This is a genomic window from Variovorax xiamenensis (assembly GCF_050916385.1).
In the GTDB taxonomy this organism is placed as follows: domain Bacteria; phylum Pseudomonadota; class Gammaproteobacteria; order Burkholderiales; family Burkholderiaceae_C; genus Variovorax.
The window spans coordinates 6,573,420-6,588,726 of sequence record NZ_CP139038.1 but is presented as its reverse complement, the minus strand read 5'-3'; the positions used below and the strand labels follow the sequence as shown (position 1 = coordinate 6,588,726).

Here is a 15,307-nt window from a genome sequence, read left to right as displayed (position 1 = left end):
CTTGGGGCGGCCCGGCGCGGCGCTCATGCCGAAGCCTCCCCGCCCACGCGGCGCAGCCGGTGGCGGATGAAGAAGTCGCTCGACGCCACGCACACCACGATCACCGCCTGTATGAGCTGCACCATCGAGAATGGCACCTGGTAGAACACCTGCAGGCTGCGCCCTGTGACAAAGAGAGCCGCCACCAGCAGCGCGACCACCGTGGCCGCAAGGGGGTTGTTGCGCGCGAGGAAGGCGATGAGGATGCCCGAGAAGCCGTAGCCCTGGTAGAAGGCCTGCGTGAGCCGTCCTTCCTGCCCCGCGGCCACCGCGAAGCCTGCCAGCCCGGCCATCGCGCCCGACAGCAGCACCGCGCCGTAGATCGTGCGCCGCACCGGCACGCCGTTGGCATGCGCCACGCGCGGATTCGCATCGACGAAGCGCAGGTAGAGCCCCACGCGGCTCACGCTCACCAGCCACCACGCCAGCAGCGCGACGACGCCCGCGAGCAGGATGGAGCTGCCGATGCCTGCACCCAGCTCGGGCAGGCGCTCGAAGGCGCGGAACTGCGGCGAGTAGGGGAAGTTGTCCTTCGGGTCCTTCCAGCTGCCGTAGACCAGGTGCAGCAGGAAGTTGGCCGCCATGTAGTTGAGCATCAGCGTCGAGATGATCTCGTTCACGCCGAGCTTCAGCTTGAGCCATGCGGGCCCCAGCACCCACAGCAGGCCGCAGCCGACGGCCGCGACGAACATCAGCGGCAGGCGCAGGTTCTCGGGGCCGATCTGCCACATCGAGATGGTGGTCGCGCCGATGGCGCCCCAGATCATCTGGCCCTCGAGCCCGAGGTTCCAGAAGCGCGCGCGGAACGCGATGGAGCCGGCGAGGCCGACGAGGATCATCGGCGCGGCCTGGAACAGCACGGCGCGGAAGTTCTGGCCGTCGAAGAAGGTCTGCATCACGAACTCGTTGGCGAGTTCGTCGGCAGGCACGCCCGCGGCCACGAGGATCGCGGCGGAGATGGCGAAGCCCGCGAGCAAGGCGGCCGCAAGGATCAGCGCCTGCCAGCGCCATGGCATGTGCTGGCGGACCTCGAGCGCGTAGCGGCGGCGGGCCAGCGGCTGCGTCGCGCGCGGTGTCTCGTGGGCGATGGGAGAAGGAGTCTTGGAAGAGGGCGCTGCCATGTCGGCCATGAGGGATGCGTCAGCCATGGTCCACCATCGCCTGTCCGATGGCCTGCCGGTCGGCGGGCTGGGCGAATTCGCCGGCGATGCGCCCGCGCGTCATCACGCCCACGCGGTCGGCGAGCTGCAGAACCTCGTCGAGGTCCTCGCTGATGAGCAGCACCGCGGCGCCGCTGTCGCGCGCGGCACGCAGGCGGGCATGCACCTCGGCGCTGGCGCGCACGTCGAGCCCTCGGCTCGGGCTGTGCGCCAGCACCAGCGTGGGCGACTTGCCGAACTCGCGTGCGAGCACCAGCTTCTGCGCGTTGCCGCCCGAGAGCAGCGCGGCCTTCTGCGCGACAGAGCGCACGCCCTGCACGTCGAAGGCCCGTACCGCTTCCTGCGTGTCGCTCTGGATGCGGTTGCGGCGCAGGCGCCACACGGGACCGTAGCGGCCGGTGTGCACCCGGCCGATGGCGTAGTTCTCCGCCACCGAGAGGCCTCCTGCGAGCGCGAGCCCGTAGCGGTCGGCCGGAATGGCGGCGATGCCGATGCCGCGGCGCGCCGATGCGGCCATGGTCTTCAGGTCGCCGTGGCCCTCGAGCCGGATCTCGCCTTCGGTGGCTTCGCCCGGCAGGCCCATGATCGCGCCCGCCAGCTCGCCCTGGCCGTTGCCGCCGACGCCGGCAAGGCCGTAGATCTCGCCCGCGTGCAGTTCGAGGTCCACGCCGTCGAGCACGCGCCGGCCCTCGGGCGAGGCGGGCGTGCGAAGTCCGCGCACCGAGAGGCGCACGGGGCCGCGCGATGCGGCTGAAGGCTGGAATCCCTGCGTGGCGATCGAATCGCCCACCGTGAGCTTCACCAGCTCGGCCACCGACGCTTCTTCCGGCTTCAGCGTGGCCACCGTGCGTCCGCCGCGCATCACCGTCACGCGGTCGGCATACGTCTTCACGTCGGCCATCTTGTGCGTGACCAGCACCACGGCGGCGCCCTTGCGCGCCAGCCCCTGCACCGTCTGAAGCAGGCGCGCGGCCTCCTGGTCGGTCAGCACGGCCGTGGGCTCGTCGAGGATCAGGATGCGCGCGCCGGCCAGAAGCACCTTGAGGATTTCCACGCGCTGCTGCTCGGCGATCGACAGCGCGTCGACGCGCTTCGACGGATCGATGTCGAAGCCCAGTTCCGCGGCCTTGTTGCGGATGTCGCGCGTGATCTCGCGCAGCCGCTCGCCATGGCTCTGGAACTCGGCCGGCGGCGGTGCGGTGAGCAGGATGTTCTGCGCCACCGTGAACGGCCGCACCAGCTTGAAATGCTGGTGGACCATGCCGATGCGGTGCTTCGCCGCGTCGCGCGGGCCGGTGAAGCGCACCGCGTTGTCGTCCACCAGCAGCTGCCCGGCCTCGGGCGCATAGAGCCCGGCCGCGATGTTCATCAGCGACGACTTGCCCGCGCCGTTCTCGCCCAGCAGTGCGTGCACTTCGCCCCAGCGCGCTGCGAAGTGGGCGTCGGTCAGGGCCGCGAAGCCGTCGAAGGACTTGCGGATGCCGGTGAGTTCGAGCGCATTGGGCATGGCCTGGCCTTCGGCTTACTTCTGCGTGACCACGCCCTTGACGAACCAGTCCATCTTCCAGAGGTCGGCGTCCGACAGCACGGCGCCCTTGGCCACGCGCTCCTTGCCGTCGCGGTCGGCGAGCGGGCCGGCGTAGATCTGCTTGCCCTTCATGATCGCGTCGCGCTCGGCAGTGATGAGCGCGGCCTTGTCCTTGGGCACGGCCGGGCCGAAGCCGGCGATGTCGGTGCCGCCGTCCTTCATCTCGATGAAGGCGCCGTACTGCGCGGGCTTCCAGCCGCCGGCGATGATCTTCTTGAGCTCCGGCGTCAGGAAGCGGTCCCACACCCACACGGAGGAGCACAGCGTGGCCTTGGGCGCGAACTGGCGCAGGTCGCGGTGGTGGCCGGTGCCGTAAACGCCGCGCTCCTGCGCGACGATCTGCGGCGTGGGGCTGTCGACGTGCTGGCCGATCACGTCGGCGCCCTGGTCGATGAGTGCGGCAGCGGCAGCGCGCTCCTTCACCGGGTCGTTCCACGCGCCGGTGTAGATCACGTTGACGGTGGCGTTCGGGTTCATCTTCTGCGCGCCGAGCGCGAAGGCGTTGATGGTCCAGTTCACCACGCCGAAAGGGTTGGCCGCGACGAAGCCGAGCTTGCCGGTCTTCGAGGCCGCGCCCGCGGCCATGCCGCACAGGTACTGGCTCTCGTAGGTGCGGCCGTAGAACGATTCGAGGTTGCTGCCGTTGGTGGTGCCCGAGCCGTTGAGGAAGGCCACGTCGGGGTACTTGGCGGCCAGGTCCTTGAAGCTGTCGGAGTAGCCGAAGGCGGTGCCGATCACGATGTTGGCGCCGCGCTGGATGAACTTCTCGGCCGCCGGCTTGATGGCCGACGCGTCCTCGGGCACGTTCTCCACGAACTGGATCTTCTGGCCGATCTCCTTTTCGATCTTCACGCGGGCCTCGTCGAAGGCCTGCGTCCAGCCGCCGTCGTTCTTGGGGCCGAAGTAGAGCATCGCGATCTTCGGCTTGTCCTTGAGCGTGAAGCCGTCGGCGGCCGCGGCGGGCAGCGTGGTGAAGAACGCGCCGCCGGCCGCGATGGTCATCGCTAGGCCCAGGCCGGGAGTGAGGGTGCGCAGCTGCTGCATGGAACTACCTTTGAGAAGAGGCGTTGAAGAAGCGTTGAAGGAAGGGAGGCAAAAGCGGGGAGGGGAACGCAGAGGCGCGTCACATCATGAAGTTGATGCGGAACACGTTGCCCTCGGGATCGAGCAGCACCGACTGGTACCAGTTGTAGTAGGTGACGTATGGCGGCTTCACGAGCGTGGCGCCGGCTTCGAGCGCAACGGGCACCATGCGGTCGACGTCGGCCTGGCTGTCGACGTCGATGTTCAGCAGGAACTTCACGCCGCGCGTGTCGGAGAACTCGCCCAGGTGCAGCAGCTCGTAGGCATCGAGGGCATTGAAACCAAGGCTCGACTTGCCGGTATCGAGCCCGCGGAAGATGGGCGAGCGGATCGCCTCGATCTCCGGAAAGCCGAAGACGCGCTGGTAGAAGCCGCTGAGCGCGACCACGTCCTTCGCGAAGACGTTGACGTAGGACAGGTGAGCCATGCGTTCAGGCCGCCACTTTGGTGCCGCCGAAGGTCGTCTGCTTGACGAACTTCGAGGTGAGGTGGTCGCCCGAGGAAATGGGCGCGTACTTCGCCTGCTCGCCCGGCGCGAGGCAGCTCGGCAGGCATTCGACCATCGCGTCGTAGTTGGGCTGGTGGAAGAACACCAGCGACTGGCGACGGTTGGTGCTCGCCACTTCGAAGGGCGGGTTGATCACGCGGTGCAGCGTGGACACCCACTGATCGTTGGTCCACTGCATCATGAGGTCGGCGATGTTGACCACCAGGCCGCCCTCGACCTGCGGCACGTCGACCCACTGGCCGGCCTTGTTGAACACCTGCAGGCCCTTGTCGTCGGGCAGCACGATCGTGAGGCTGCCGTAGTCGCTGTGCGCGCCCGCGCGCAGTTGGCCGGGCAGCGGCTGCTCGCGCTGGGGCGGATAGCTCAGCACGCGGAACATGCTGATGTGTTTGTCGATCTTGTCGTCGAAGAAGAATTCGGGCAGCGACAGGCCGAGCGCGAAGACGCGCATCAGCGAGCGCGAGAGATCGCTCATTGCCTCGAAGTAGCCTTCGTAGGCTTCGCGGAAGCCGTCGATGGGCGGCCAGCTGTTGGGCTCGAAGTGCGGGCCTGCGGCAGGCCCGCGGTGGTAGTCGTCGTCCGGCACGTTCGAGGGGCCGATGGAGAACGATTCCTTCAGGTCGCCCGGCGCCGCCTCCTCGAGGCTGTAGGAGAGGCCTTCCTCGCCCACCGCGCTGTAGCCGCGCACCGCGTCCTCGCGCGGACGATCGACCTTGCGCTTCTCGCCCAGCGGCATGTCGAAGAACCTGCGCGAGAGCGAGGACACGCGCGATATCAGCTCGGGCGAAATGCCGTGGTTGGTGATGACGAGGAAGCCGATGCTGCGGCAGGCTTCGTCGACTTTCTTCGCGACCTCCGCCTTGCCTTCGGCGGTGCCGGCGAAGTAGGGCGCTAGATCGATGATGGGAACGGACAGCAGGGTCATGGCAGTTTCCTCATGCTTGGCATGCCTTTCGCCATGCAACGTCTGTGCCAGTTGGACCAAATGGACAAACAGCGTCCGTCGCGTCAGCATGGTGCGCCGCGAGGCCTTCGCGGTGGCATGCGAACACGGTCATGGCGCAAGGCGATGCACCGTGGCCTTACAGTGGTGCGCAACACGGATGCCGGAACCGGACAGGAACACGCAGGAGAGCGAGGGAAGATGCCGAAGACCAAGGCGCTGGCCGCAGCGGCCAGCAAGCAGACCAAGCAGGAAAAGGACAAGGAAAAGAGCCCTGCGCGCAAGCGCGCGGTGCGCAGTGCCTCTTCGGTGAACCGCAGGCTGCGCCAGATCGAGGACAAGCGCAGCGCGATCCTCGGCGCGGCGCTGGGGCTGTTCTCGCGCTTCGGCCTGCATGGCACGTCCATCGACCAGGTGGCTGCGCGCGCCGACGTGTCGAAGAGCAACCTGCTCTACTACTTCGCGAACAAGGAAGAGCTGTACGTCAACGTGCTGCGCGACCTGCTCGCGCTGTGGCTCGAACCGCTGCGCGGCTTCAGCGCCGAGCAGGACCCGGCCCAGGCCATCGGCGACTACATCCGCCGCAAGCTGGTGATCTCGCGCGACCGGCCCGATGCGTCGCGGCTCTTCTGCCTGGAGATGATTCAGGGCGCGCCGCTGCTGCGCGACGAACTCGACCGCGAACTGCGCGAGCTGGTGGAGAAGAAATCCGAAGTGATCCGCGCGTGGGTCGATGCGGGCAAGCTGGCGCCGGTCGATCCGCATCACCTCATCTTCGCGCTGTGGGCCGTGACGCAGCACTACGCGGACTTCGGCGTGCAGGTGCAGGCGCTGTCGGGACACACGCTGGAAGACGAAGGATTCTTCGAGCGCGCGGTGGAGAACGTGCAGCGCATCGTCCTCCAGGGCATCGCGCCGCGCTGACAGCACTGACTGCGGTCAGTGCTGCTGCGGTGCCGCGATCTCGTGGTACTGCCGGTCGAAGTAGATGAGGCCCTGCGCCGCACCGCCGATGGCGATGGAGACGGCCTCGCAGAACAGAACGTCGTGCGTGCCCGCGCTGGTGGCATGCACCACGCGGCAATCGAAGGACACGGCCGCATCGTCGAGCATCGGCGAACCGGTGGTCTTGCTGCTCCAGCGGGCTGCGGCGAAGCGTTCGTCCATCGGCGTCTTGCCCCCGAAGAGGGCGGACAAGGTCTGATGCCCCGCGGCGAGCACGTTGACGCACAGCACGCCATTCGCCTTGAACGCCGGGTACACCGAGGCCGAACGGTTCAGGCACACCAGCAGCGTCGGCGGCTCGTCGGTCACGCTGCAGACGGCCGATGCTGTGAAGCCGGCACGGCCCGCGGGACCGTCGGTGGTGATGATGTTCACCGCAGCACCCAGCCGCGCCATCGCATTGCGAAAATCGGCCTTCTGCAGGCCGGGGGGAATCGATGCCGATGGGGAGACGGGGTTCGAGGCCATGACGTTGTGCAGCATGTCGCGCGGCTCCTTCAGGCCAGCACGCAGGCCTCGTCGAAGGCCAGCCGCGGCAGGCGGCCGAAAACCTTCGACGCGTCGCCGTGGCCGAGGTTGATGAGGAAGTTGACGGTCCAGTCGGTGCCCTCGAAGAAGGCCGCGTCGACCTTCGCCTTGTCGAAGCCGGACATCGGGCCCGCGTCGAGGCCGATCGCGCGCGCCGCGAGCAGAAGGTAGCCCGCCTGCAGGCTGGCGTTGCGGAAGGCGGTTTCGTGCGCGGCCTCGGGGCTGCCGGTGAACCAGCTGCGCGCGTCGGCATGCGGGAACAGGGTGGGCAGCCGGTCGTAGAACTTGCGGTCCCACGCGGCGATGACCGTGACGGGCGCCGCCATGGTCTTGTCGAGGTTGCCCTTGGAGAGTGCGGGTGCGAGGCGCTGCTTGCCTTCGGGCGTGCGCACGAAGACGAAGCGCGCGGGCGAGCAGTTGGCCGAGGTGGGGCCGAGGCTCGCGAGTGCGTAGATCTGCTTCAGCTGCGCGTCGGTGACGGGCTCGCCGGTCCAGCCGTTGTGGGTGCGCGCGCCGGTGAAGAGCAGCGACAGCGCGGCGTCGTCGAGAGTGTTGATGGAAGTCATGCTGGAACGGCGGGTGCGCTGACCCGCGAAAGAAAGTCGAGCAGGCTGCGGTTGAAGGCTTCGGCCTCGGTCACGCTGTGGGCATGGCCGCCATGCGGCACGAAGTCGAGCGTGACGTCGCGCAGGCCATCGGCCAGGCGCTGTGAGCAGGTCCAGGGCACCAGCGTGTCGTCCCTGGCGGCTGCGATCAACGCGGGTGCGGCGATGTCGGCGAGGCGGGCATCGATGTCGAAGGCACGCAGGGCGGCGATGCGCGCCCGCATGTTGGCTTCGCCCGGAAAGTGCGCGAAGGCGTGATCGACTTCGTCGGCCACGCGCTGCGCGTTCTCCGCGGCCCAGGCGGCGGGGTAGAGGAAGATCGGCTGCGCTTCCACGTACGCGCGCGGTCCGCATGCGCCCAGCAGTGCGAGTCGTGCATCGAAGCAGCGGGCCGAATGCGCATTGGGTTTGGACCACGCGTTGACGAGCACGAGGCTCGCGACGCGCGAAGGTGCATCGAGCGCGAGCTGCAGGCCCACGAGGCCGCCGAGCGCATGGCCGGCGAAGTGGCACTGCGAGGTGTTCGTTGCGTCGAGGATCTGGAGCACGTCCTGCGCCATGTCTTCGATGGCATACGCCGCCGGCAATGCGGCGGGGCTGCGGCCCGTGCCGCGCTGGTCGTAGGCGATGACGCGATACCCGGCGACGATCAGCGCGCCGAGCTGCGGCTGCCAGAACCCGGCCGAGCCGCCGAGGCCTGACGACAGCAGCACCGTGGCTGCGGCATCGGACGGTCCGTGCACCTCGTAGTGCAGGGCGCTCATGGAGATCAGGCCTTCTTGCCGACGTGTGCAATCGAGGCGATCTCGACCAGCGCATCGGGTTTCACCAGGCCGCACTGGATGCAGTAGCGCGCGGGCTTGGTGCCGGGGAAGAACTCGGCATACACCGCGTTGATCTTCGCGTAGTCGGCCCAGTCCTTGAGCATGATCTGGTTGAAGGTCACGTCGTCCATGGTGCCGCCGGCGGCCTCGACCACGCCCTTGATGGTGGTGAGCACGTGGCGCGCCTGCGCGCTGGCGTCGCCCACGTGCACCACGTTGTTGTCCTTGTCGAAAGGCAGCGTGCCCGACACGTAGAGCACGCCGTCGGCGAGCGTGCCGGGAACGAAGGGGGCGATCGGCACACCGGTGCCGGGCGGGATGATGGCTTGCTTGGGCATGGAGACTCCTTGCTGGTGAAGAGAAATCAGGCGATGGCCGCTTCGGCCGGTGCGGGTCGGGTAGCGGAGGCGGGCGCGAAGACGCTGCAGAAGTGGTCCACAGTGGAGACCCATCCGAAGAAGGTCTCCACGTTGTAGACCGATGCCTTCTGGATCGCGGCCCCGCCGAGTTCGTGCGTGGCGTCTTCGAGCATCACGGCGAAGTACTCGAGGTGAAAGGCGTCGCGCAGCGTCGATTCGACGCACACGTTGGTGGCGATGCCGGTGAACACCAGGTGGCGGATGCCGCGCGCGCGCAGCGTGCTGTCGAGCGTGCTGTTGAAGAAGCCGCTGTAGCGCGTCTTCGGCACGACGATGTCGCCGGGCTGGGGCTTCATCTGCTCGATGAGTTCGTAGTCCCAGCCTCCCTTGGCGAGGAACTTGCCCTGCAGCTCGGGCCTGGCGCGCATGGTCTTGAGCGCGTTCGACTTGTGCCAGTTCGGCGAGCCGGGGCCGCCGGCCTCGACATAGCCTGCGTCCCAGCCGTTCTGCAGGAACACGACCAGCATGCCGGCGGCGCGCGCCGCCGCGATGGCGCGCACGATGCCGGCGATGGTGCCCTGCGCACCGGAGATGTCGAAGCCGGCCGAGTCGACATACCCGCCGATGGAGGCATAGGCGTTCTGCATGTCGACGACGATCAGTGCGGAGTCGCTCGCGTGCAGCGCGAGCGGCTCGGGGCGCGCGGGAAGTATCAGCGGCGCCGGTGCACCGGGTGCGCGCGGTGCGCCGACGGGCGTGTTCGATGTGAGGGTAGTGTTGCGTGCGGGAGTGGTCATGTGGCGCTCCTTCCTCTCAGGCCGCGAGGCGCTCAGGCTCGACCTGCGAGGGCACGGGACTCGGCACGTGCGCGCGGCTCTTCATCAGCGGCTGGATGCGCTCGCCGAAGGCCTCGACGCCCTGCACGAAGTCGTCGAAGGTCAGCAGCACGCCTTCGGTGCCGGGCACTTCGGCCACCTCGTCGAGCATGCGCGCGACGTTCTCGTACGAGCCTACGAGCGTGCCCATGTTGATGTTCACGGCGGAGGTCGGATCGGCCATCTGGCGCACGTTGGTGTCGGCGCCCGACTTCGTGTCGGCCGCGCCCTGCTGGCCCAGCCATGCGATGGCCTCGTGGTCGGCGCCGGCCTTGTAGTGCTCCCACTTGGCGCGCGCGGCCTCGTCGGTCTCGTCGGCGATCACCATCATCAGTACGTAGGTGGTGACCTTGCGACCGGTCTTCGCGGTGGCCTCGATGAGCTTCTCGGCCGCGGGCGCGAAGGCCTTGGGCGTGTTCACGCCCTTGCCGAAGCAGAAGTTGTAGTCGGCGTATTTGGCGGAGAACTCCATGCCCGCGTCGCTCTGGCCGGCGCAGATCACCTTCATGTCGGCCTGCGGCTGCGGGCTCAGGCGGCAGTCGTCCATCCTGAAGTGGTCGCCCTTGAAGTCGGACGAGCCCTTGCCCCAGAGGTCGCGCAGCACCTGGATGTATTCGGACAGGTACTGGTAGCGCGTGCCGAAGAACTGGTCGCCGGGCCACATGCCCATCTGCGAGTACTCGGGCCGCTGCCAGCCGGTGACGAGGTTGAGGCCGAAGCGGCCGTTGGAGATCGAGTCGATGGTGGACGACATGCGCGCCACGATGGCCGGCGGCATCACCAGCGAGGCGGCGGTGGCGAAGAGCTTGATCCTGCTGGTGACGGCCGCGAGGCCGGCCATGAGCGTGAACGACTCCAGGTTGTGGTCCCAGAATTCCGTCTTGCCGCCGAAGCCGCGCAGCTTGATCATGGACAGCGCGAAGTCCACGCCGTAGTGCTCGGCCTTCAGCGTGATCTGCTTGTTGAGCTCGAAGCTGGGCTTGTACTGCGGTGCGTTCTCGGAAAGCAGCCAGCCGTTGTTTCCGATGGGAATGAAGATGCCGACGTTCATTGGAAGGGCTCCTGTTGCGGGTTCGGGAGGCTCCTTGCATGCGCCGTGCCAGTTGGATAAGTCCTTTCAAATCAATGACTTGTGGAAATTCGGTGCTTTTTGTTTGACCATTTGGTCCAAAACGGAGCATAAGCTCCGCCAGGGCTGCGGCAACGCGGTGCGATCCGGACCAAAGCGGTGCAGTGCCTGCGTCACGGAGCACGCGGCAAAATCACGCCATGCCCAAGACCCCACTCCGCGCCGCCGCGGCCATCGGCGGCACTGCCGACGACGTCGAGGCGGCTTTCTACGAAGCACTGCAGCGCGGCGACATCGACGCGCTGATGGCCTGCTGGGCCGACGAGGACGAGGTTTTCTGCGTGCACCCCGGCGGCCCGAGGCTGGTGGGGGCCGTGGCGATCCGCGCGGCCTTCGAGCAGATGTTCGGCAACGGCGCGATCCACGCCATGCCGGCGCGGGTGCGCAAGATCGACTCGCTCGCGAGCGCGGTGCACAACGTGCTGGAGCGCATCGAGGTGCTCACCGCCGAGGGCCCGCGCCATGCCTTCGTGCTGGCCACCAACGTCTATCACAAGACCGCGCAGGGATGGCGCATGGTGGCGCACCATGCGAGCCCCGGCAGCGCGCGGGAGCCGGACGACGCGAACGATCCGCCCCAGGTCCTGCATTGATTGATTGCTAGATTGCCTGATTGACCGGTCGATGCTTTCTCCCGTCGCTTCCTTTTCTCCCGCCGCCGCGACTTCGCTCCAGTCGATGGACTACGCCGCGCCGCCCTGGCTGCCCGGCGGCAACCTGCAGACCATCTGGGCCGCGCTCTATGCCCGGCGTTTCGACGGGCCGGCCCCGGTCTACCGGCGCGAGCGCTGGTCGACGCCGGACGGCACCGACTTCATCGACGTCGACTTCATCGATGCGCCGGAGCCCGGCGCGAGGCCGCTGCTGGTGCTGTTCCACGGGCTCGAAGGCTCGTCGCGCAGCCACTACGCCGAGGCCTTCGCCGCCTTCGCGGCGTCGCGCGGCATGGCCTTCGCGGTGCCCCATTTCCGCGGCTGCAGCGGAGAGATGAACCTCGCCCCGCGCGCCTACCACTCGGGCGACTTCGAGGAGATCGGCTGGATCCTCGCGCGCATGCGCGAGCAGCACGTGCAAAAGGGCGGCGGGCCGGTGCTGGCCGCTGGCGTGTCGCTGGGCGGCAATGCGCTGATGCGGTGGGCTTGCGAAGCGGGCGAAACCGCCTCGGGCGTGGTGAGCGCGGTGGCCTCGGTCTGCGCGCCGCTGGACCTCGCGGCGGGCGGCGAAGCCATCGGCAGGGGCTTCAACAAGCTGGTCTACACGCGCATGTTCCTCTCGACCATGAAGCCCAAGGCACTGGCCAAGCTGGCGCAGTTTCCGGGCCTGTTCGACCGCGAGCGGCTGGTGTCGTCGCGCAACCTCTACGAATTCGACAACATCTTCACCGCGCCGCTGCACGGCTTTCGCGATGCGGACGACTACTGGGCCCGGGGCTCGGCCAAGCCGCACCTGGCCTCGATCCGCGTGCCGGCGCTGGTGGTGAATGCGCGCAACGATCCGTTCATTCCGGCCCACAGCCTGCCGAAGCCCGGCGAGGTCGGCTCGCACGTCACGCTGTGGCAGCCCGAGCATGGCGGGCACGTCGGCTTCCCCATGGGGCTGCCGCCGGGGCACGTGCGGGGCATGCCCGAGCGCGTCGGCGGCTGGCTGCAGCTTCACGGCGGCGCCTCGGCTGACGCCGCGGGCCTGCCGCCGGGAAGAGAATGACGCGATGGACGACATAGTCAAGCAGGCGCTCGCCAAGTGGCCCAACGTGCCGCATTGCTACGGCTGGCTGGGCCTGGACGCGCGGGGCAACTGGTACATGCGCGACGACCGCACCCAGGCCATGGGCCCGTTCCGCTCGGCCAAGGGCTCGATGCTGCGGCACGACAAGCTGATCGAATTCATCCACCGCAACTACGAGCACGACGACGAGGGGCAGTGGTTCTTCCAGAACGGCCCGCAGCGCGTGTACGTGGAACTGGAGGCCGCGCCGCTGGTGTGGCGCGTTGCCGAAGATGCGAACGGCGGCTTCGCCGTCGCTGCCCATACGGGCGCGGCGGCAACGGTGTCGGGCTGCCTGCTCGACGAGGACGGACGGCTCTATCTGGCCTCGCCGCTGGGGCTGGGGCTGGTGCACACGCAGGACGTGGGCATCGCGGCCGAGGCCGTCGAGCGGGGCATCTGGACGCCGGAGGCAGTGCAGGCCGGCGAACTTCCGGCGCGCTTCGGCCATGTGCTGAGCCCCGCCGAACGCCACGCCGCCGTGGCCGCTGCGCCGCACGCCTGAACGAATGAAATGCCACCAAGAAAAAAGCCGGCGCTTGGCCGGCTTTTTTCTTGGTTGATCAGGGAAAACGCTTACTTGGCTGGCGCGCTCGCCGGTGCGGCGGGAGCCGCGCCAGAGGCACCTTCGGCAGGCGCTGTCGCGGCTGCGGCGGGGCGATCCGGCACCGGGAACTTGGCGCCGCCGGCGTTGGCCATGTAGACCACGGCACGGCCCACTTCGAGATCTTCGAAGTCGCCGCCGCCCTGCGGAGGCATGGCACCCTTGCCCTTCAGGGCATGTTCGAGGAGCGTTGCATATCCCTGGCCGATGCGCGGGCCCCAGGCTGCGGCGTCGTTCAGGTGGGGGGCGCCGGGGATGCCGGGCGCGCCGTGGCAGGCGACGCACTGGGCCTTGAACACGGCCTCGCCGGCTGCGAGCGGGCGGTTGGCGTCGCGGATCTCGATGCTGCCGACCTTCTTGAGGCGCTCGGCCACTTCACGGTCGCGGGCTTCCTTGGTCACGCCGTAGAGCGCCATGTTGTCGCCCTCGGCGGTGCCGGCGGGCTTGTTGCCCGAGACCACGTAGGAGACAAGGCCCACGATGATCAGGATCGGGGCAATGAAGGAAAAAAATACCGCGAGCAGCAGTTGCTTCGGGTTCTTGATCGGCCCGGTGTGGGCTTCTTCTGTGGCCTGGTAATGCGGGTCTGCGCTCATTCGCGTCCTCAATTATCGGGGGCTCGTCGGGGGGCTTTTCCTAACCAACCGGCGATTATAGAGAGAGCCCTTGCCGGCAGGGGCAAGGGAGCACCCTTATGGGACGCCTAGGCGTCTCGGCCCCTGTCGGGACTGCGAGACGCCCCGGAGGCTCAGCCCTTGTCGGCGCCGCCGTCGCGCGTGGCCCAGCCGCCGCCCAGCGTCTTGTACAGCGTGACCTGGTTCTGCAGCTGCTGCAGGCGCGTCGTCACCGCCGACTGCTGCGCCGTGAACAGTGAGCGCTGCGCGTCGAGCAGGTCTAGCGCGCTGGCGATGCCGTTGCGATAACGCAGGTCGGAGAGCTTGAAGCGCACGGCTTCAGCATCGGCCTGCGCACGCTGCGCGCGCACCTGCTCGCCCAGCGTGGCGCGGCCCGCGAGCGCGTCGGCCACTTCGCGGAACGCGGTCTGGATCGACTTCTCGTACTGCGCCACCGCGATCTCGCGCCCGGCCTTGGCCGAGTCGAGGGTCGCGAAGTTGCGCCCGGCATCGAAGATCGGCAGCGTCACCGTCGGTGCGAACGACCAGGCCTTGGAGCCGCGGTCGAACAGGCCCGAGAACTCGCTGCTCGCGGTCCCGATGGAACTCGTCAGCGACACACGCGGGAAGAAGTTCGCACGCGCCGCGCCGATGTTGGCGTTGGCCGCAATCAGCTGCTGCTCCGCCGAACGGATGTCGGGCCGTTCCGCCAGCAGGTCGGAGGGCAGGCCGGCCGGCACGTCGGGCATCGGCTTGATGCCGTCCAGGCCCTTGGCTCCGCCCGCCGTGGCTTCCGCCGGCACCGGCGCGCCCAGCAGCAGGGCGAGGGCGTTCTCGTCCTGCGCGCGGGTGCGCTGTTGCTGCGCATAGGCTGCGCGCGCGGTTTCCAGCAGCGAGTTCGCGGCCTGGAAGTCGAGCTCCGACGACACGCCGTTGTCGAAGCGCAGCTTCGTGAGGCGCACCGACTCCTCGCGCGTGACCATCGTCTGGCGCGTGATCTCCAGCAGCTCGTCATCGGCCAGCAGCGTGAGCCAGCCGTTGGCAACCGAGGCGATCAGGCTGATCTGCACGGCCTTGCGGGTCTCGTCTGTGGCGAGGTACTGCGCCAGCGCCTGGTCCTTCAGTGCGCGGATGCGGCCGAAGAAGTCCAGCTCCCAGGCCGTGAAGCCGAAGTTGACGCTGTACGAAGAGGCCACGCTGCCCTGGCTCGGGTCGATCGCCTGGTAGGCGTTGGGGCTCGAGCGCGAGCCCGTGCCCGTCAGGCCGAGCGCGGGGAACAGGTTCGAGCGCTCGATCTGGAACTGCGCGCGCGCCTGCTCGATGTTGAGCACCGACACCCGCAGGTCGCGGTTGTTCGCGAGCGAAGTCCGGATCAGGCCCGCGAGCCTCGGATCGGTGAAGAAGTCCTGCCAGGGCAGGTTGGCGGCCGCCTGGCCCGGCGGCTGCGACGGGTCGCCCGGGTAGGTGGTCGGCACCGGCGCCGCGGGGCGCTCGTAGGTCGGGATCAGCGAGCAGCCGGCCAGCAGCATCGCGGCGGCCAGGGCTGTGGGAATGAATTTCGTCATTGTCATATCGACTCCATGGCCGCTCGCGCCGCATTCACGGCGCGGCCTGTTCGGGAAACACCGCGGAACCGGCTCCGCCGGGCCGCTGGTGTTGCCCCCTGCAAGGGGGTGGGC

General features: G+C 68.3%; 17 protein-coding genes. 4 read left to right on the top strand and 13 right to left on the bottom strand.

All coding sequences use genetic code 11. The features are described 5' to 3' along the window. Positions 1–23: 23 nt before the first annotated feature. The 5 genes from SFB74_RS30225 to SFB74_RS30205 form a co-directional block, all read right to left on the bottom strand. A complete protein-coding gene (locus SFB74_RS30225) occupies positions 24–1,187 on the bottom strand; it encodes an ABC transporter permease (RefSeq protein ID WP_432728079.1) in 1,164 nt (387 codons plus the stop codon). Beyond that, complete coding sequence (locus tag SFB74_RS30220; protein ID WP_432728078.1) at positions 1,180–2,706, bottom strand: ABC transporter ATP-binding protein; 1,527 nt, start codon at positions 2,704–2,706, stop codon at positions 1,180–1,182. The genes SFB74_RS30225 and SFB74_RS30220 overlap by 8 nt, the downstream gene beginning before the upstream one ends. A gap of 15 nt (positions 2,707–2,721) precedes the next feature. Next, positions 2,722–3,831: a BMP family ABC transporter substrate-binding protein gene (locus SFB74_RS30215; RefSeq protein WP_432728077.1), complete on the bottom strand. Its 1,110-nt coding sequence runs from the start codon at positions 3,829–3,831 to the stop codon at positions 2,722–2,724. 79 nt (positions 3,832–3,910) lie between these two features. Beyond that, positions 3,911–4,297: a VOC family protein gene (locus SFB74_RS30210; RefSeq protein WP_432728076.1), complete on the bottom strand. Its 387-nt coding sequence runs from the start codon at positions 4,295–4,297 to the stop codon at positions 3,911–3,913. Between the two features lie 4 nt (positions 4,298–4,301). Continuing rightward, positions 4,302–5,303, bottom strand: coding sequence for an isopenicillin N synthase family dioxygenase (locus SFB74_RS30205; RefSeq protein ID WP_432728075.1), 1,002 nt, complete (start codon positions 5,301–5,303; stop codon positions 4,302–4,304). Between the two features lie 219 nt (positions 5,304–5,522). Here SFB74_RS30205 and rutR point away from each other — a divergent pair, with 219 nt between their 5' ends. Continuing rightward, positions 5,523–6,245: an HTH-type transcriptional regulator RutR gene (gene rutR / locus SFB74_RS30200; RefSeq protein WP_432728074.1), complete on the top strand. Its 723-nt coding sequence runs from the start codon at positions 5,523–5,525 to the stop codon at positions 6,243–6,245. A 15-nt stretch (positions 6,246–6,260) separates the two neighbouring features. Here rutR and rutF read toward each other — a convergent pair whose 3' ends face one another. Genes rutF through rutA form a run of 6 tightly spaced genes read right to left on the bottom strand, consistent with a single transcriptional unit; the run spans position 6,261 to position 10,568 of the window. Then, positions 6,261–6,809: an NADH-dependent FMN reductase RutF gene (gene rutF, locus SFB74_RS30195; protein WP_432728073.1), complete on the bottom strand. Its 549-nt coding sequence runs from the start codon at positions 6,807–6,809 to the stop codon at positions 6,261–6,263. Between the two features lie 14 nt (positions 6,810–6,823). Next, on the bottom strand, positions 6,824–7,420 hold the full coding sequence (locus SFB74_RS30190; protein ID WP_432728072.1) for a malonic semialdehyde reductase: 597 nt from the start codon (positions 7,418–7,420) through the stop codon (positions 6,824–6,826). Next, on the bottom strand, positions 7,417–8,223 hold the full coding sequence (rutD, locus tag SFB74_RS30185; protein WP_432728071.1) for a pyrimidine utilization protein D: 807 nt from the start codon (positions 8,221–8,223) through the stop codon (positions 7,417–7,419). Before rutD ends, SFB74_RS30190 begins: the two co-directional genes overlap by 4 nt. Before the next feature lie 5 nt (positions 8,224–8,228). Next, entirely contained in the window at positions 8,229–8,621 is a 393-nt protein-coding gene (rutC, locus tag SFB74_RS30180; RefSeq protein ID WP_019657601.1) for a pyrimidine utilization protein C, read from the bottom strand. Between the two features lie 26 nt (positions 8,622–8,647). Beyond that, positions 8,648–9,439, bottom strand: a complete 792-nt coding sequence (rutB, locus tag SFB74_RS30175) for a pyrimidine utilization protein B (protein WP_432728070.1) — start codon at positions 9,437–9,439, stop codon at positions 8,648–8,650. A 16-nt stretch (positions 9,440–9,455) separates the two neighbouring features. Beyond that, positions 9,456–10,568, bottom strand: a complete 1,113-nt coding sequence (gene rutA, locus SFB74_RS30170) for a pyrimidine utilization protein A (protein ID WP_432728069.1) — start codon at positions 10,566–10,568, stop codon at positions 9,456–9,458. Positions 10,569–10,786: 218 nt separating this feature from the next. On the opposite strand from rutA, the gene SFB74_RS30165 reads away from it, so the two are divergent. The 3 genes from SFB74_RS30165 to SFB74_RS30155 all read left to right on the top strand — a co-directional run bounded on the left by SFB74_RS30165 (position 10,787) and on the right by SFB74_RS30155 (position 12,915). Further along, positions 10,787–11,239 carry a YybH family protein gene (locus tag SFB74_RS30165; protein WP_432728068.1) on the top strand — a complete coding sequence of 151 codons (453 nt, stop codon included), beginning with the start codon at positions 10,787–10,789 and terminating at the stop codon, positions 11,237–11,239. 85 nt (positions 11,240–11,324) lie between these two features. Continuing rightward, positions 11,325–12,350, top strand: a complete 1,026-nt coding sequence (locus tag SFB74_RS30160; RefSeq protein ID WP_432732024.1) for a YheT family hydrolase — start codon at positions 11,325–11,327, stop codon at positions 12,348–12,350. Between the two features lie 4 nt (positions 12,351–12,354). Further along, positions 12,355–12,915 carry a DUF2946 family protein gene (locus SFB74_RS30155; protein ID WP_432728067.1) on the top strand — a complete coding sequence of 187 codons (561 nt, stop codon included), beginning with the start codon at positions 12,355–12,357 and terminating at the stop codon, positions 12,913–12,915. Positions 12,916–12,986: 71 nt separating this feature from the next. Here SFB74_RS30155 and SFB74_RS30150 read toward each other — a convergent pair whose 3' ends face one another. Then, positions 12,987–13,610 (bottom strand): c-type cytochrome, encoded by a 624-nt coding sequence (locus SFB74_RS30150; protein ID WP_432728066.1) that lies wholly within the window; start codon positions 13,608–13,610, stop codon positions 12,987–12,989. Positions 13,611–13,762: 152 nt separating this feature from the next. Further along, positions 13,763–15,193, bottom strand: a complete 1,431-nt coding sequence (locus SFB74_RS30145) for an efflux transporter outer membrane subunit (protein ID WP_432732023.1) — start codon at positions 15,191–15,193, stop codon at positions 13,763–13,765. Positions 15,194–15,307: the final 114 nt, after the last annotated feature.